At 73.5% G+C, this 16,230-nt stretch carries 13 protein-coding genes and 2 pseudogenes; 8 read left to right on the top strand and 7 right to left on the bottom strand.

What is annotated here, in order from left to right:
* Positions 1-162: 162 nt before the first annotated feature.
* Positions 163-1,095, bottom strand: a complete 933-nt coding sequence (locus tag ACIHCM_RS09200) for an alpha/beta hydrolase (RefSeq protein WP_399891528.1) — start codon at positions 1,093-1,095, stop codon at positions 163-165.
* A 319-nt stretch (positions 1,096-1,414) separates the two neighbouring features.
* Between ACIHCM_RS09200 and ACIHCM_RS09195 the strand changes: the two are divergent.
* Positions 1,415-2,233, top strand: a pseudogene (locus ACIHCM_RS09195) (Gfo/Idh/MocA family protein); the annotation flags it as partial.
* Here ACIHCM_RS09195 and ACIHCM_RS09190 read toward each other — a convergent pair.
* Positions 2,227-2,493 (bottom strand): annotated as a pseudogene (locus tag ACIHCM_RS09190) (GlsB/YeaQ/YmgE family stress response membrane protein); the annotation flags it as partial. The pseudogenes ACIHCM_RS09195 and ACIHCM_RS09190 overlap by 7 nt on opposite strands.
* A gap of 105 nt (positions 2,494-2,598) precedes the next feature.
* Positions 2,599-2,913, bottom strand: coding sequence for a hypothetical protein (locus ACIHCM_RS09185; RefSeq protein ID WP_399891526.1), 315 nt, complete (start codon positions 2,911-2,913; stop codon positions 2,599-2,601).
* Positions 2,914-3,017: 104 nt separating this feature from the next.
* On the opposite strand from ACIHCM_RS09185, the gene ACIHCM_RS09180 reads away from it, so the two are divergent.
* From ACIHCM_RS09180 to sthA, 3 genes are all read left to right on the top strand, one after another.
* Complete coding sequence (locus ACIHCM_RS09180) at positions 3,018-4,127, top strand: PP2C family protein-serine/threonine phosphatase (RefSeq protein ID WP_399891523.1); 1,110 nt, start codon at positions 3,018-3,020, stop codon at positions 4,125-4,127.
* 179 nt (positions 4,128-4,306) lie between these two features.
* Positions 4,307-4,513, top strand: a complete 207-nt coding sequence (locus ACIHCM_RS09175) for a hypothetical protein (RefSeq protein ID WP_393108426.1) — start codon at positions 4,307-4,309, stop codon at positions 4,511-4,513.
* A 179-nt stretch (positions 4,514-4,692) separates the two neighbouring features.
* Positions 4,693-6,096, top strand: a complete 1,404-nt coding sequence (gene sthA, locus ACIHCM_RS09170) for a Si-specific NAD(P)(+) transhydrogenase (protein WP_399891520.1) — start codon at positions 4,693-4,695, stop codon at positions 6,094-6,096.
* A 22-nt stretch (positions 6,097-6,118) separates the two neighbouring features.
* Here the strand turns inward: sthA and ACIHCM_RS09165 are convergent, their stop codons facing one another.
* Positions 6,119-6,613 (bottom strand): DUF5709 domain-containing protein, encoded by a 495-nt coding sequence (locus ACIHCM_RS09165; RefSeq protein ID WP_399891517.1) that lies wholly within the window; start codon positions 6,611-6,613, stop codon positions 6,119-6,121.
* 409 nt (positions 6,614-7,022) lie between these two features.
* On the opposite strand from ACIHCM_RS09165, the gene ACIHCM_RS09160 reads away from it, so the two are divergent.
* Genes ACIHCM_RS09160 through ACIHCM_RS09150 form a run of 3 tightly spaced genes read left to right on the top strand, consistent with a single transcriptional unit; the run spans position 7,023 to position 10,231 of the window.
* Positions 7,023-8,495 carry an APC family permease gene (locus ACIHCM_RS09160; RefSeq protein WP_399891514.1) on the top strand — a complete coding sequence of 491 codons (1,473 nt, stop codon included), beginning with the start codon at positions 7,023-7,025 and terminating at the stop codon, positions 8,493-8,495.
* Between the two features lie 11 nt (positions 8,496-8,506).
* Complete coding sequence (locus ACIHCM_RS09155) at positions 8,507-9,460, top strand: hypothetical protein (protein WP_399891511.1); 954 nt, start codon at positions 8,507-8,509, stop codon at positions 9,458-9,460.
* A 54-nt stretch (positions 9,461-9,514) separates the two neighbouring features.
* Positions 9,515-10,231 carry a Type 1 glutamine amidotransferase-like domain-containing protein gene (locus ACIHCM_RS09150; protein ID WP_399891508.1) on the top strand — a complete coding sequence of 239 codons (717 nt, stop codon included), beginning with the start codon at positions 9,515-9,517 and terminating at the stop codon, positions 10,229-10,231.
* Positions 10,232-10,270: 39 nt separating this feature from the next.
* On the opposite strand, the gene ACIHCM_RS09145 is transcribed toward ACIHCM_RS09150, so the two are convergent.
* Together ACIHCM_RS09145 and ACIHCM_RS09140 are read right to left on the bottom strand one after the other, a co-directional pair.
* Positions 10,271-12,613 (bottom strand): glycoside hydrolase family 65 protein, encoded by a 2,343-nt coding sequence (locus ACIHCM_RS09145; protein ID WP_399891505.1) that lies wholly within the window; start codon positions 12,611-12,613, stop codon positions 10,271-10,273.
* On the bottom strand, positions 12,610-13,350 hold the full coding sequence (locus ACIHCM_RS09140) for an HAD family hydrolase (protein WP_399891503.1): 741 nt from the start codon (positions 13,348-13,350) through the stop codon (positions 12,610-12,612). Before ACIHCM_RS09140 ends, ACIHCM_RS09145 begins: the two co-directional genes overlap by 4 nt.
* A 164-nt stretch (positions 13,351-13,514) precedes the next feature.
* Here ACIHCM_RS09140 and ACIHCM_RS09135 point away from each other — a divergent pair, with 164 nt between their 5' ends.
* Positions 13,515-14,156 carry a nucleoside/nucleotide kinase family protein gene (locus ACIHCM_RS09135; protein ID WP_399891500.1) on the top strand — a complete coding sequence of 214 codons (642 nt, stop codon included), beginning with the start codon at positions 13,515-13,517 and terminating at the stop codon, positions 14,154-14,156.
* A gap of 69 nt (positions 14,157-14,225) precedes the next feature.
* Here ACIHCM_RS09135 and ACIHCM_RS09130 read toward each other — a convergent pair whose 3' ends face one another.
* The gene (locus ACIHCM_RS09130; RefSeq protein WP_399891497.1) at positions 14,226-16,061 is read right to left on the bottom strand and encodes a hypothetical protein; all 1,836 of its coding nucleotides are present in this window, start codon (positions 16,059-16,061) and stop codon (positions 14,226-14,228) included.
* Positions 16,062-16,230 lie beyond the last annotated feature (169 nt).

Raw genomic sequence — 16,230 nt, 5'->3', positions numbered from 1 at the left:
GGGCGGGCGGCGAGGCGCGGAAGCCGGGCGCCCGGGCTCGCCCGGCCTCCCCAGGCGCCCGTGACCTGCCCGGTCGCCCGGCGGGGCGGGCCTGCGGCGTGTGCCCGCGCCCAGGCGGACGGATGTCCGCCGGTGCACGGGCACAACGTTCCGGAGACCGGGTCAGGAGGTGTGCGGGCAGTTGCCCCGGTACTCCTCCACGGTCAGGCTGGGCCGCGGCAGCGGGCACAGGAACTGCTCGTAGCGGGTGTCGTTGTCGATGAACCGCTTGAGCCAGGACACGCTGTACTTCGCGATCGTCGTGTTGGACGTGTTCGGCGCGAAGTGGGTGGCGTTGTTGAGCTCCAGGTAGGCGCGGTCCAGGGAGCCGCGCAGGCTGTTGTAGAAGGGCTCGGCGTGGGAGGAGACCGGGGCGATCGAGTCGCCGTCGGCGCCCACGATCAGTGTGGGTGTGGTGAGTTCGGGCCAGCTCTTGTCGAGGTTCCAGGGCGTCAGCGGGATCGCCGCCTGAAGGGCGGGCCGTGACTTGGCGGCCTCCAGGCTGCCCCCGCCGCCCATGGAGTGGCCCATGACGCCGAGCCGGCTGCTGTCGACACGGGTGCGTACCGAGCTGCGCTGGGTGAGGTAGTCCAGGGCGGCGAGGAGCTGGCGGCCCCGGGAGTCCGGCTGGTCCAGCGTGGTCAGGGTGTCGATGGTGAACACCACGAAGCCCTGGGAGGCCAGGCGGGGGCCGAGCCAGGAGATGGAGGACTGGGTGCCGGTGTAGCCGGGTGAGATGGCCACCGCGCCGAACGTGCCGTCCGCGGTGGTGGTCGGGTAGTAGATGGTGCCGCCGCCGAAGCCGCTGACGGCGAGGGAGGAGACGGTGGTGTCGGAGACGGCGTAGTGGCCGCGGACCGCCTCGATGCCGGCGGTGGTCGGGGCCGGGCCGCGCTCGTACGGGTTGTCGGCCGCGTGGGCGCCCGGGCCCGTCAGGGTGCTGAGCCCGACGACGGCGGCGATCGCCGCGGCGGCGGGGGCGAACCGCCACGCACGGCGGCCGGCGCCTCTGGGCGGCGGGGTGGAGACAAGGGTGGTGCGCGGGTGCTGCTGCACGACGAGTCGTCCTCTCGATCGTGGCGAGCCGCCCGCCGGGGGCACAGGGAAACGCCGCGCGCTGCCCAGGGGCCCACCCGGCGGGGCGCCGCCGACTGACTGGCCGTGCCACTGTCGGGGGCGACCGGGCCCGGGGGCACCGGCAATGTCACCAGTCCCGGCGCGCGGTGAGGCAGCCCCGGTGGTGGTCCCGGCGGCCGTCCGCGGGGTGCCGGCGTCGGCGCGCGGCACCCTGTACGCCGTCCGTGTGACACTCTCAGCCGGGCCGGCAGCAAACGTGCCGGTCCTCGCAGGATCTGGACCGTGGGAGAGGCAACGCATGCGTATCGGACTGCTCGGCACCGGCCCCTGGGCGCAGATGGTGCACGCCCCCGTCCTGAGCGGGCACGAGGAGCTGGACTTCGTCGGCGTGTGGGGGCGCCGCCCGGCCGCCGCCAAGGAGCTGGCGGAGCGTCATGGCACGCGTGCCTACGACGACGTGGACACCCTGCTCGGCGAGGTGGACGCGGTGGCCGTCGCGCTGCCTCCGGCGGTACAGGCGGACCTCGCCGTGCGGGCCGCGCGGGCGGAGTGCCATCTGCTGCTCGACAAGCCCCTCGCCCCGACGGTCGCCGAGGGGCAGGCCGTGGCCGAGGCAGCGCGCCGGTCGGGCGTCGCCTCCGTCGTCTTCTTCACCACCCGCTTCCAGACCGGGCCCGGGGCCTGGATCGCCGAGCAGGCCGCCGGCGACGGCTGGTTCGTCGGCCGCGCCCAGTGGCTGGGCGCGGTGTTCACCAGCGACGACAGCCCGTTCGCCGCCTCACCGTGGCGGCGCGAGAAGGGCGCCCTGTGGGACGTGGGTCCGCACGCCCTGTCCGTACTGCTGCCGGTCCTCGGCGACGTGACGGGCGTGGCGGCCGCGGCGCGCGGTCCGCAGGACACCGTGCACGCCGTCCTCGACCATGTCACCGGCGCCACCAGCACCCTGACCCTCAGCCTCACCGCTCCGCCCGCGGCGGCCGGCACCACCGTCGAACTGCGCGGCGCGAGCGGGGTGACGTCCCTCCCGGAGAGCTCCGAAGGCGCGCTGCCCGCCTTCTCCCGGGCGGCCGGCGCGCTGCTCACCGCCGCCCGCACCGGCCGCCCGCACGCGTGCGAGCGCCGCCCGCCGGTGACGGCTCGGTACAGCACGAGCAGGATGAGCGAGCCGACGATGGCGGCGATCCACGTCGACAGGTCGAAGAACCCGTCGATCGAGTCGACGCCGAAGATGACCTTCCCCAGCCAGCCGCCGAGCAGACCCCCGGCGACACCGATCAGCATCGTGATGATGATCCCGCCCGGGTCCTTGCCCGGTAGCAGCAGCTTGGCGATGGCGCCGGCCAGAAGCCCGATCAGGATCCAGGCGATGATGCCCACGTCTCCTCCACCCATCCGTCGGAATTACGTTCCCCTACCGAATGCGCGGAGCAGCCGTTGTCAAACCAGAAATCGGACGACCACCACCGCTGTTTCAGCCGTCGATCAGTTGTCGATCCAGCCGAACCACGCCCGGTCCCCCTCGATGTGCAGGAGGAAGTCGGCCACCGGCCCCTCCGGTGAGGACAGCGAGACCCGGCGCCTGATCTCGTCGTAGACCGTCTCCCACGCCTGCCGGTGACCGTCGTCGTCCCGCTCCGCCAGGGCGAGTTCGCGGGCGAACAGGTCCCGTACGGCCGCGAAGGCCGGGCCGGCCGTGAAGCTCCCGGACAACCAGGGGAAGCCGGAGTCGTCGACGACGATCTCCCCGACCCGCTCCTCGCCGCTGCTCACGTACCAGGTCCCGCCCTCGGACCCCACGCCGCCTCCGTCATCCGTCCGGTCCGCGCCTCGCGCGTCGCCGGCATGACACCGGCACCGGTACCCGACGTGCGGCGCCCCGTCCGCCGTAGCAGCGTGGTGGTGTGGATACGGCGCACGTGCTGTCACCGCTCCGGCGCCTGGACCGCCGGGGCTGGCTGCGGGGCGCGCCACCGCCACGCTGGGTGCGGGTGCTGCCGGTCGTCCTGATCATCGGCGTCACCACGGCCACGGCGCTCAGTCACGATCCGCTCGACATCGGTTTCCTGCTCGGCGCCATCCCTCCGCTGGCCGTCCTGTCGTACGGGCCGCTCGGGACGGCACTGCTCGGCGGCTGCGCGATCGTGCTGCTGAACATCCCGGCGCTCCAGCTGGACCGGCCCGGCGACACCGACCTGTGGACCATCGGCTTCGTCGCCCTGCTGAGCGTGTTCGTGTCCTTCGTTCGCAGCCATCGCGACGCCCAGCTCGATCTGGAACGCACCATCGCCGAGGCCGCGCAGCGGGCCCTGCTCCCGCCGCTGCCCGAGGCGGTCGGCCCGGTGCGCTGCGCGGGCCTGTACCGGGCGGCGCAGCGCGGGACGCTGGTCGGCGGGGACTTCTACGACGTGCGGGACGGGCCGTACGGGGTGCGTGCCGTGCTGGGCGACGTCCAGGGGCACGGACTGGCGGCCATCGGCACGGTGGCCACCCTGCTGGGCGCCTTCCGGGAGGCGGCACTCGACCAGCCCGATCTGGAGTCGGTGGCCGGCCGGCTCGACCGCCGGCTGACGGTGGACGTGGCGGAGAGACGGCACGCCGATCTGTTCGCGACGGCCGTGCTGCTGGAGTTCGCCCGCGACGCGCGCTCCGTCCGGGTGCTGACCTGTGGGCATCCGCCACCGGTGCTGCTGCGCTCGGGCACGGCCACGGACGTCGCGGTCGAGGCGTGCACACCGCTGGGGCTGGGCCTCGGCGGCACCGGCGCGCCCCGCGGGGGGACAGTCGCGCTGGAGCCGGGCGACCGGCTCGTCCTCGCCTCGGACGGGCTCTTCGAGGCCCGTGACCCGGCCGGCACGTTCTACCCGCTGACCGAGCGGCTGGCGCTGCTCCACGGTGACGGCCGCCCGGGCCTTCCCGACCGCGTCTGGGAGGACCTGCTCCAGCACACCCGGAGCATCCACGACGACGTCACGATCCTCGTCCTCGCTCCCCGGGCCGCGGCGCCGCACTGACCGTCCGCCGCTGTTCAGGTGCCCCGGGAACAGCCGCGCGCGGGCGCTCACCACCATGGTCCGGAGGCCCGGTGATCACGCTTCCGGATGCAGGGAGTGCTCCGGCGTTGAATGGTGTAAGTGGACCCGATGACCTCACCGGGTCCGCAGCAGAGCCCCGGACCGGAGGAGCAGAGATCATGTCGACGCCACAGCCCGACGCGTCCCGGGAGTCCGCGGACCGCGTCACCCCGGACGCCCTCCTCCACCCCCGTACCGGCACGGACGTGTCGCCGGAGGACGTGGTGCTTGCCTCGGGCAAGGACCTCACACCGAAGAACCTGGAGTGGGCCCGGCGCAAGCTGGCCCAGGAGGGCGACGCGGCGCTCGACAAGCTGCTGCCCTAGGTGTGCTCGACCCTCGGCGTCGTCCCCGCGGCTGAGGGGCGGCCGGGCCGCGGGAGTTGACGTGTGCCACGCGGATGCCGGGGTGGCTTGTTCAACGCGCCCCGCAAACCGCCGAATCGGGCCTTTCCGTACGGTCCCGCCCTTACGGAGAGGCCCGGTGGGCTGTCACACTCCCGAGGGTGCCCGACTTCGACATGCTCGTCCTCGGATCCGGACCCGGTGGCCAGAAGGCCGCCATCGCCGCGGCCAAGCTGGGCCGCCGGGTCGCCGTCGTCGACCGCCCCGACATGGTCGGCGGGGTCTCCATCCACACCGGCACCATTCCCTCCAAGACGCTGCGTGAGGCGGTGCTCTACCTCACCGGCCTGACCCAGCGCGACCTCTACGGGCAGAGCTACCGCCTCAAGGAGGACATCACCGTCACCGACCTGATCGCGCGCACCCAGCACGTGGTCGGCCGCGAGGTCGACGTCATCCGCAACCAGTTGTCCCGCAACCACGTCGCCCTGTTCGCCGGCACCGGCCGCTTCGCCGACCCGCACACCGTTGCCCTGAAGGAGGTCACCGGCCAGGAGCGGCTGATCAGTGCCGACCACATTGTGATCGCCACCGGCACCCGGCCCGCCCGGCCGGACAGCGTGGAGTTCGACGGCCGTACGATCATGGACTCGGACAACGTCCTCGCCCTCGAACGCGTCCCGCGCTCCATGGTCATCGTGGGTGCGGGGGTGATCGGCATGGAGTACGCGAGCATGTTCGCCGCGCTCGGCAGCAGGGTGACCGTGGTCGAGAGGCGGGCCGCGATGCTCGACATGTGCGACGTCGAGGTCGTCGAGTCGCTCAAGTACCACCTGCGGGATCTCGCGGTGACGTTCCGGTTCGGGGAGACCGTGGCCGCGGTGGAGCGGCATCCCCGGGGCACCCTGACCGTGCTGGAGAGCGGCAAGAAGATCCCCGCGGACGCGGTGATGTACTCGGCGGGACGGCAGGGCCTCACCGACGGCCTCGGCCTCGGCAAGGCAGGGCTGAGCGCGGACACGCGCGGCCGGATCGCGGTCGACGAGCACTACCGCACGCAGGTGCCGCACATCTACGCCGTCGGCGACGTCATCGGCTACCCGGCGCTCGCGGCGACCTCGATGGAGCAGGGGCGGGCGGCGGCGTACCACGCCTTCGGGGAGCCGGTGGGGCGGATGCACAACCTCCAGCCGATCGGTATCTACACCATCCCGGAGATCAGCTTCGTGGGGCGGACCGAGGACCAGCTAACGGAGGACCGGGTGCCGTTCGAGGCCGGCGTCTCCCGCTACCGGGAGCTGGCCCGGGGGCAGATCATCGGGGACTCGCACGGCGTGCTGAAACTGCTGGTCTCGCCCGAGTACCGCACGCTGCTCGGCGTGCACTGCTTCGGCACGGGCGCGACCGAGCTGATCCACATCGGGCAGTCCGTGATGGGGTGCGGCGGCACCGTCGACTACCTGGTCGACGCGGTGTTCAACTACCCGACGCTGGCGGAGTCCTACAAGGTCGCCGCGCTGGACGCCACCAACAGGCTCCGCCAGATCGACCGGATCGCGGACTGACCCGGCACGGCCGGCCCGGCGGTCACGTCCGGTCCTCGCCCACCACGTGCACGGCGGCCTCCTCGGCGCCGGCCGCCCCCGCGTCGACCCCCTTGTCCTCGGCCACGGCCTCCCTCGTCGTGTCCGGGTGCGCCCCCTCGTCGGGGGCCACCAGGCGCCCGGCGCGTTCGCTGCCCGCCTCGGGGTCGACCGGCTCGCCCGCGCCGCCGGGCAGGTCGCCGATGCCGTCCCCGGCGGCCTCGCCCACGTCGGGCCGCTCCTGGGCGAGGCGCTGGTCGAGCGTCTCGCCGGTGTGCTGCTCGGCGGCCGTGGTGCCGTGCCTCGTCACGCCCAGGGGTTTCTCCGGCGGCGAGTAGCCCTCGTCCAGGACGTCGTCGTACGTGCGCTCGTCGACCGCGTCCTGCAGGTCGAGGGGCGCGGCGTCCGCCTGCTCCTCGTTGGTCCCGGTGGGCTGGTAGGCGTCGTCGGCCATCGCGTCGTCCGCCACCGGTTCGGGGCGCGTCCCTTCGCTGCCCATGGCTGCCTCCTGTCGCGCTGTGTCGACTCGTCGATCCTGGCTTCGGTCCCTGTCCGCGTTTCCCGCAGGCCGCGCTCCAATCACGCTTTCCCTGGGGTGGACCGCGCGGCGGCAGGCCCGTTCCGCTTCGTCGGCCGCAAGGCGCCTGACCGGCACCGGAGTTGGCAGAAAGACAGTCCGCGTCCGCTCCGCGGAGGTCAATCTTGCACGGCAGGGGCGCGGGGCTATCATCACTCGCACACACGGTGTGACCGTCCGGCAACGGCGCGGCCGACACCGCCCACCCTCCTGTCCTCCGCCGCCCCGGCCCGAGGCCATCCCTCGTCGGCCGGAGGCGGGTTCACCCCCCACCACTTACGACGCCGGGGCGTCCCGCCCCGACGGCGTGCAAGGCGAAAGCAGCGCAGGCATGAGCAAGAGCACGGGCAGAGGGCTTCAGGCAGGCGCCCTCGGGATGTTCGACACCGTGGTGATGGCGGTCGCGGGCAGCGCCCCGGCGTACTCGCTGGCCGCGACCACGGCCGTTCTGTTCGGGGCGGTGGGGCTGGCAGGCCCGGCGGCGCTGCTCTACTGCGCGATCCCCATGCTGGGCATCGCGCTCGCGTTCAGCCGGCTCAGCCGTATCGACGTGAACGCGGGCGCCAGTTACTCCTGGGTGGGCCGTACGCTCCACCCCTTCCTGGGCTTCATCAGCGGCTGGGCGCTGGTGGTGTCGGCGACCATCTTCATGGTGGCCGGCTCACTGCCCGCCGGGGCGATGACGCTGGCCCTGTTCGACGAGGAGCTGGCGGACGACACGGCGATGGCGTCGGTGGTCGGCGCGGGCTGGTTCCTGGTGATGCTGCTGGTGGTCCTGGGCGGCGCCCGGCTCACCGTGCGCGCACAGCTGCTGATGTCGGGTGTGGAGCTGGTCGTCCTGGCGGTGTTCGCGGTGCTCGCGCTGCTGCACTCGGACAACGCCCGCGCGTTCGACTGGTCCTGGCTCGGGTTCGGCCACTTCGACGGGTTGTCGGGCTTCGCGTCCGGTGCGCTGGTCGCCGCGTTCTACTACTGGGGCTGGGACGTCGCGTGCAATCTCAGTGAGGAGACCCGCAACAGCCGCCGTACCACGGGACTCGCGGGCCTGATCGGTGTAGGCGTCGTCTTCCTGCTGTTCCTGGTGTTCACCATCGCCGTGAACGTCGTGCTGTCCACCCGGCAGATCGAGGAGAACGGCGCCGACGTGCTGGCCGTGCTCGGCGACGAGATCTGGCCGGGCTGGGGCGGCAAGCTGCTCGTCGTGGCGGTGATGCTGTCCACGATCGCCACCCTGGAGACCACGCTGATCCAGGTGACGCGGTCGCTGTTCGCGATGGGCCGGGACCGCACGATGCCGGCCGCGCTGGGCCGGGTGCACCGCCGGTGGAACACCCCGTGGGTGGCGATCGCCGTGGTCGGCGCGGTGGCGCTGGTTTTGTTCGTCGCCGCGAACGCGCTGGGCTCGGTGGGGGACATCCTCTCCGAGGCCATCTCCGCGATCGGGCTGCAGATCGCCGTCTACTACGGCCTGGCCGGACTCGCCGCCGTCGTCGCCTACCGCGGGATGCTGTTGCGCTCGCCGGTGCACTTCGTGCTCGGCGGGGTGTGGCCGTTGCTGGGCTCGCTGTTCATGTTCTGGGTCTTCGTCCAGTCCCTGGGCGAGTTGAGCGCGGCGGCGGTCGCGATCGGCGTCGGCGGGCTCGCCGTGGGGCTGGTTCCGATGCTGTGGTACCGGCACCGGGGCAGCGACTACTACCGCCCGGACCGGCTGGACGCGACCCGCGCCATCGCGCCGGACTACCCGCCCGGTGGCCGGCCGGCGCCGCACTCCCACAGCCACGAGGGTCTCTCCACCGACTTCTGAAAGAGACCCCGATGGCGCGTGACCGCTTCACTCCCGGCTTCGACCCCGACCACGGGGACGCGGACCTCACCGCGGCCCGCCACGACATCGTCATCGGCCGCTGGCAGGGGCTGCGCGAACTGCTGCGCTCCACCGGGTCCGACTGGCCCCTGCGAGGACACCGGGTGCGGCTGCTCGCCCAGGCCTGCGCGGGCAGTTCGGCCGTGGAGTCCTGGCTGGCCGCCGAACCGTACAGCGGCGACGCCCTGGTCCTGCGGGCCGCGACCGAGACCGCCAGGGCGTTCGACATGGCCATCGCGGCCGGCCGGGGCGTGCCCATCGACCAGGAACGCGTCGACGGCACGGTGCTCGCGTGCCTGCGCGCCACGGAGGCCTGCCCGGCGGACCCGACGCCGTGGATCTCGCTGCTCTCCGTCGCCCGCCTCTCCCCGCAAGGGCTGCGCCGACGCGAACTGGCCCGCTGGTGGGACGAGTTGCACCGGCGCGACCCGTACAGCATGGAGGGCCACCTGCAGATCCTGCACTACTACTCCTCCCGCTGGCACGGCACCCACGGCCTGATGTACGACTTCGCCCGCGACGCCGCGGGGGTGGCCCCGCCCGGCTGCGCGCTGCCGGTGCTGGTGCAGTACGCCCGCGTGGAGGAGTTCCGCTACGCCCTGGACGCCGCCCGCGGCCGCCACTCCGCGGTCGGGCTCGGGCAGCACTGGGACCACGACGGAGCCGTGAGCGACGTACGCCGCACCTGGCAGCGCTGGATCCGGGAACGCCCGGACGTCCCGGTCACCCCGGTCGAGCTGCGCGACCTCAACTACCTGGCCCACGCGGCCTGCCACGCCGGCGCCTCGGACATCGCCACCGGGCTGCTCCGCCTGCTCGGCCGCCGGTACACGCGAACCCCCTGGTCGTACACGGGAGATCCGGTGAAGGAGATCACCAGGTGGCGGGGTCAGCTGCGCCTGTGAGCACTGCCACACTGGGGGAGTTCCGTCGACGTCCTGCGCCCGGGAGGCATGCCCGTGACCGCCGCACCCCCACGTCGTCTCACGCTGCTCGGCGGGGGCTTCTCCACCGACGAGGACGGGCTGCTGGACGACTGGGTGCTCGGCCTCGCCCGCACGTCCCGGCCGAAGGTGTGTTTCGTCCCCACCGCGAGCGGCGACGCGCCCGCCTACGTCGAGCGGTTCCTCGGCGCGTTCGGGCCACGCCGGTGCGAGCCGTCCGTACTGCACCTGTTCCGGCGGGAGCTGGACGACGCCGGGCTGCGGGCGTTCCTGCTCGCGCAGGACGTGGTGTACGTCGGCGGCGGCAACACCGCGAACCTGCTGGCCGTCTGGCGCGCGCACGGTGTCGACCGGCTGCTCACCGAGGCCGGCGATCGCGGCACCCTGCTGTGCGGGATCAGCGCCGGCGCCAACTGCTGGGCCGAGGGCTCGCACACCGACTCCTTCGGCCCGCTCACCTTCCTGCCGGACGGCCTGGGCCTGCTCCCCGGCTCGGTCTGCCCGCACTACGACGGCGAACCGGGCCGCCGCCCCTCGTACCGGGCCGCCGTGGCGGCCGGTGCGCTTGCCCCGGGGTGGGCACTGGACGACGGGGTCGGGGCGCTGTTCCAGGGCGGGGACCTGGTGGAGGCGGTGACCCGCGCGCCGGGCGCCCGGCTGTACCGGGTCGAGCCGGACGGCCGGGGCGAGGCGAGGGAGAACGCCCTGACACCTCGCCCGCTCGCCCGCTGAAACACCGGTCCCTGGCCAACGGTGGCCGCCGCGTCAGGTTCAGCGGGCGTTCGGGGCACGGTGCGGGGGCTGCCGCGGCGCCGGGCGCGTGGGAGTCGCGGGGACCGTGCCGACGGCGGGCGCGTCGGGGCCGGCCTCCAGGGGTTCGCCGTGGTGACCGATCGTCAGGGGCGGACCGGACAGCAGGGTGTACGTGGCCTTCTCGGGGGCGATCTCCACGCGCAGCCGGCGGCCCAGGATCTGGATCGTGAACGCCAGCCTGCTGAACTGCTCGGGCAGCCGGGGCGCGAAGCGCAGCGTGTCCCCGTCCCGGCGCATCCCGCCGAAGCCGGCGACCAGCGCCGTCCAGGTACCGGCCAGCGAGGCGATGTGCAGCCCGTCGCGGGTGTTCTGCTCCAGGTCGGCCAGGTCCATCAGGGCCGCCTCTACGGTGTAGTCGTAGGCGAGGCCGAGGTGGCCGGCCTGGGCGGCGATGACGGCCTGGACGCAGGCGGAGAGCGAGGAGTCCCGCACCGTCAGCGGCTCGTAGTAGGCGAAGTTGCGGGCGATGTGCTCGTCGTCGAAGTGGCTGCCGCAGGTGTACATCGCGAGGACCAGGTCCGCCTGCTTGACGACCTGCTTGCGGTAGAGGTCGAAGTAGGGGAAGTGCAGCATCAGCGGGAACCGGTCGGGGCCGGTCGCCTCGAAGTCCCAGTGCTGGTAGCGGGTGAAGCCCGCGTGCTGCTCGTGCACACCGAGGCCGGCGTTGTACGGGATGTGCATGGCGTGTGCCGCGTCCCGCCAGCCGGCGCTCTCCTCGGCGTCGGCGTCCAGGCGCGCTGCCTGTCCGGGGTGGCGCTCGACGACGTCGGCGGCGGCCAGCAGGTTCGCCCGGGCCATCAGATTGGTGTAGGTGTTGTCGTCGGCGATCGCGCTGTACTCGTCCGGGCCGGTGACCCCGTCGATGTGGAAGGTGCCGTGAGGATCGTGATGGCCCAGCGAGCGCCACAGCCGTGCGGTCTCCACCAGCAGCTCCACCCCGGTGTCGCGCTCGAAGTCGCGGTCGCCGGTCGCCGCCACGTAGCGCACCACGGCGTCGGCTATGTCGGCGTTGACATGGAAGGCGGCGGTACCGGCGGGCCAGTACGCCGAGCCCTCCGAGCCCTCGATGGTGCGCCACGGGAACGCGGCGCCCCGCAGGCCGAGTTGGGTGGCACGTTCGCGGGCGGCGGGCAGGGTGGTCTGCCGCCAGCGCAGCACCTCGGCGACGGCACCGGGCTCGGTGTAGGTCAGCAGGGGAAGCACGAAGGTCTCGGTGTCCCAGAAGGCGTGACCGTCGTAGCCCGAGCCGGTCAGGCCCTTGGCCGGGATCGCCCGGCCCTCGGCGCGGGCGCCGGCCTGCAGGACGTGGAAGAGGGCGAAGCGGACCGCCTGCTGGATCTCCTCGTCGCCGTCGACCTCGACGTCGGCCCGTGCCCAGAAGTCGTCCAGGTACGCCCGCTGTTCGTCGAGCAGCCCCTGCCAGCCGCTGTGCGCGGCCGCCGCCAGCGCCGCCTCCACCTGGTCGCTCATCGCGGGCCGGGAGCGGACGCCGGACCAGCCGTGCGCGACCAGCTTCTCCACCCGCAGCCGCTGGCCGGGGTCGAGCACGGAGGTGACGGTCAGCCGGGACACGTCCACATTGCTCTCGCTGCCGGTGGTCGTGCGTTCGGGTCCGGTCACGACATGATCGGCGGCCACGGCCACGCGCAGGCCGCTGCGCCGGGTGCGGTGCACCAGTCGCAGCCGGGTGCCGTCGGCGAAGTCCTCCTCGGGCTCCAGGGGCGACTTCAGCGCGCGTGCGGCCCGCGGGTCGCCGTTCGGCTCGGGCAGGCTCTCGTTGGCGACGAGCTCCGACTGGATGACCACCCGCGTACGGCTGTCGACCGGTTCGACCTCGTACGCCACGGCGGCGACGGCCCGTTGGGTGAGCGACACCAGCCGCGTCGAACGCACCCGGACCGTCGAGCCGGCTGGCGAGGTCCATTCGCAGACCCGCTCCAGCACGCCCCGGCGCAGGTCGAGGGTGCGCTCGTGCGCGACGAGCCGGCCGTAGCGCAGGTCGAACGGCTCGTCGTCGACGAGCAGCCGGAGCACCTTGCCGTTGGTGACGTTGATGACGGTCTGACCGGACTCCGGATAGCCGTAGCCGGCTTCGGCGTACGGCAGCGGGTGCACCTCGTGCACGCCGTTGAGGTAGGAGCCGGGCAGTCCGTGCGGCTCGCCCTCGTCGAGGTTGCCGCGCCAGCCGACATGGCCGTTGGACAGCGCGAAGACGGACTCGCTCTGTGCCAGCACGTCGAGTTTGAGGTCCGTCTCCCGCACGGTCCACGGCTCGACGGCGTACGCCCCCTGTGTGATCACTCCACGCCCCCCAGTTCGGCGAGATCCTCCACGACCCGGTCCGCGCCGTGCGCGTACAGGGCCTCGGCCTGTCCGGCGCGGTCGACGCCGACGACGTAACCGAAGCTGCCCGCGCGGCCCGCGTCCATGCCGGCCAGCGCGTCCTCGAACACGGCCGCCTGCCGCGCCTCGACGCCGAGTTCCTGGGCGGCGGCCAGGAAGGTGTCCGGGCGGGGTTTCCCGGGCAGTCCGCGCTCCGCCGCCACGACGCCGTCGACACGGACGTCGAACAGGTCCTCGGCGTCGATCGCGCGCAGCACGTCACGGCAGTTGGCGCTGGACGAGACGATCGCGGTGCGCAGGCCCCGGGCGCGGGCCGCCTCGATGTAGCGCAGGGTGCTGTCGTAGGCCTCGACGCCGCCGGTGCGGATCTTCTCCAGCAACAGGTCGTTCTTGCGGTTGCCGACGCCGTGCACGGTCGGGGCGTCGGGCGGGTCGCCGGGGGTGCCTTCGGGCAGCCGGATGCCGCGCGAGGCGAGGAAGGTGCGCACGCCGTCCGCGCGGGGGCGGCCGTCGACGTACTCGCCGTAGTCGCTGACGTCGTCGAACGGCCGGAAGGAGTCGCCCTCGCGCTCCTTCAGGAAGGCGTCGAACGTCTCCTTCCAGGCGGCGGCGTGGACCACGGCCGTCCTGGTGACGACCCCGTCGAGGTCGAAGAGGCAGGCCAAAATTTCTTCGGGTAGACCGAGCTGCTTCATACAGCAACGCTTCCCCGCCCGGCGGGGTCCAGCGGGTGGCGGGGGCCACACGAGCCGCACGGGAAGCCGCTCTTCGGGAACGCGTGGTGGCCGTGTGCCGGCGTTGTCCGGTTCCTCGCCGCCCCTCAGGCCGTCGCTCCGGCCCGGATGACACACTGCGGCGTGTGCCGGTGACCTTCGACGACCTCCTCGCCCGCGCCCGTGACCTCGCGACGGGCGGCCGCCGGGCCGTCCTCGGCATCACCGGAAGTCCGGGCGCGGGCAAGACGACCCTCGCCGAACGGCTCGTGCGGGAGCTGAACGGCACCGCCCGGCCCTGGGTCGCGCACGTCCCCATGGACGGCTTCCACCTCGCCGACACCGAACTCGACCGGCTCGGCCGCCGCGACCGCAAAGGGGCGCCCGACACCTTCGACGCGGCCGGGTACGCCGCCTTGCTGCGCCGTCTGCACGAGGACCGGGAGGACGTGGTGTACGCGCCGGGCTTCGAGCGGGTTTTGGAGCAGCCGATCGCGGGCGCGATCCCGGTCCCGCCGGACGCCCGACTGATCGTGACCGAGGGCAACTACCTGCTGCTCGGCTCGGGTGCGTGGGCACGCGTGCGGCCCCAGCTGGACGAGGTGTGGTTCTGCGAGCTGCCCGAGCCGGAGCGGATCCGCCGCCTCGTCGCCCGGCACGAGGAGTTCGGTAAGGGCCACGAGGAGGCGGTGACCTGGGTGATGCGGACGGACCAGCGCAACGCCGAGCTGGTGGCAGCCACACGGGACCTCGCGGACCTGGTGGTGGAGGCGGACCAGGTGTGCTGACCCGTGGCGTCGTCCAGGCGGCTGAGGGGCGGCCGGCCCGCGGGTGCGGTGTGATCCGGACGGCAGGCCTCAGGGCCGCCGCAGCGTCAGCTCCGGTTCGCCGTGGGCGTCGCCCGCCGCGTCACCGATCAGCGCGGTGAACGCGTCGGTGCGGACTCGCAGACCGCGCGCACCGGCCTCGAACTCCGCGGTGAACGGGCCGGCATCGCCGTAGCGCACGGCGAACACGTGCAGGTCCGCCGGCGCGCCGGGGGCCGGACCCGCCACCAGGGCCGTCGAGGAGACCAGATGGCGCCAGCTGTCGTCCGGGTTGCCGAAGACCCGCGGGTCGGCGGAGAGCGCGAACGCCGCCTGCTCCTGGGTGATTTCCGCGCGGGCGTCGAAGTGGTCGGTGCCCGCCGCCGCGGGGTGCGTCAGACGCAGGCTGCCGGCCGAGGCCACACCGGCGGGCCGCGCGGTCCTGCGCACCCGGTCGCCGTCGTCCGCCGCGTAGGGCATTCCGGCCAGCAGATACGGCGTCCCGGTCAGCCGCTGCACGGCGACCGTCACCCACAGGCGCGTGCCGTCGGTGACGTACAGGGACCGCACATGGCGCAGGACGCGCTCGCGGTCCACGACCGGCTGGGTGACGAGCTTGCCCGCCAGGCCGCCGGCGCGGAGGTCACGGACGCGGACCTCGCCGAACGGGCGGCACAGCAACAGCCCGTCCGTCACCGGTCCGAAGCCGTGCTGGCGGTGGACGGCGGCGGGGAGGTAGTAGGTGCCGGCCGCCTCGATCAGGGCCGGGGTCATCCGGTCGTCGAACGCCACCGAGACGCCGCCCGCGCGCAGTTGGTGCCGGGCCGGGGCCGCCGAGGGCGTGCGGTGCCAGCCCGGGGTGTCCTGGATCTGCCAGACGAGCATGAAGGCGAAGTGGCCGTCGACGCCGCCGTCGGGTTGTGCCGCGTGCCGGGCCCAGCGGGTGTCGCCCCGGTAGCGGCCGAGGTCGGCGCCGATACGGCGGCCGAAATGGCGTAGCCCCAGGACCGCTTCGAAGCCGCAGTGCTGTTCGCTGTAGCGGGGCCCGCCGATGTCGAAGCCGCCGCCGGTGAGACGCGCGTCGACGAACCGGGCGAGGGCGTCGCCGTCCTCGGCGAAGACCTCCTCGCCGCTGACCCGGTGGGCCTGGGCGAGGAAGGACAGGGAGATCGGGCCGTAGTTGTTGTCGTAGGCGCCGCCGTGCTCGGGCGGCAGCAGCGCGCCCCGGGCGCGTACCCGGCGGGCCCGGACCTCACGGTCGTACAGGCGCATCGCGCGCAGCCGGACCGTCCTGCCCGATGCGGGCGGCAGGTGGCGGGCCAGCATGAGGCCGCCGACGACGCAGGCGATCGCCTGGTTGCCGGCCTGCTGCGGGTTGAAGAAGGTGGCCTCGGTCAGCCACTGCCAGTAGCCCAGCCCCAGCGCCGCCAGGTCCCGTCGCGCCCGGTCGTCGAGGAGGCCGTCCGCCGCGTCCAGCACGTCGACGGCCTGGAGCAGCGCCCAGACGGTGCTCGGCCAGTCGCCGTGCGGATGCGCGCCCGCGCGGAGCGCGAAGCGTGCGTACGGCAGTCCCGAGCCACGTGCCCTGAGGTTGGGATATCCGGGGTTGTCCTCGCGGAACACCCGCTCGCGCAGATGGAAGGCGAGGCTGCGGCGCACCGCCTCCGGCAGTCGCGGGTCCCGGCCGCGCTGCCAGGCGAGCGCCAGCAGGGACGTGACGCCGAGAGAGGTGTCGCCGACGTCGAGCCGGGCGGCGGGGTGTTCGAGGCTGCCGTCGGGTGTGATCCGGGCGAGCGCTTCCTCGGCGACGCGGGCGAGGACGGCGTCGTAGGCCTCGGGTGTGTCCGGCAGATCGTGCAACGGGCCACGCTGGTAAGGGAGGTGCACGCCCGTCAGCCTTTCCGCGCGAGCGTCTCGGTGAACGCCGGGGCGGGCGCCCGGCGCGGCGTGCGGCGTCGCGCCGGGCTCTGCGGGGGTCGCGCCCGGGTCCACCGCCGGCGGCCCGCCGGTGCGCTCCTGGAGCCGGCCGCGGGAGCGCGCCCACCGCACGGCTCCG

Origin of the sequence: Streptomyces sp. NPDC052023, assembly GCF_044548465.1 — a bacterium.
In the GTDB taxonomy this organism is placed as follows: Bacteria; Actinomycetota; Actinomycetes; order Streptomycetales; family Streptomycetaceae; genus Streptomyces.
This window is presented reverse-complemented; position numbering and strand designations above follow the sequence as displayed.

Excerpts from the sequence above, each read along its gene's own strand:
- ACIHCM_RS09175 (WP_393108426.1), top strand. The coding sequence starts at position 4,307 with ATGTCGACGCCACAGCCCGACGCGTCCCGGGAGTCCGCGGACCGCGTC.
- ACIHCM_RS09165 (WP_399891517.1), bottom strand. The coding sequence starts at position 6,613 with ATGGGCAGCGAAGGGACGCGCCCCGAACCGGTGGCGGACGACGCGATG.
- ACIHCM_RS09160 (WP_399891514.1), top strand. The coding sequence starts at position 7,023 with ATGAGCAAGAGCACGGGCAGAGGGCTTCAGGCAGGCGCCCTCGGGATG.
- ACIHCM_RS09155 (WP_399891511.1), top strand. The coding sequence starts at position 8,507 with ATGGCGCGTGACCGCTTCACTCCCGGCTTCGACCCCGACCACGGGGAC.
- ACIHCM_RS09140 (WP_399891503.1), bottom strand. The coding sequence starts at position 13,350 with ATGAAGCAGCTCGGTCTACCCGAAGAAATTTTGGCCTGCCTCTTCGAC.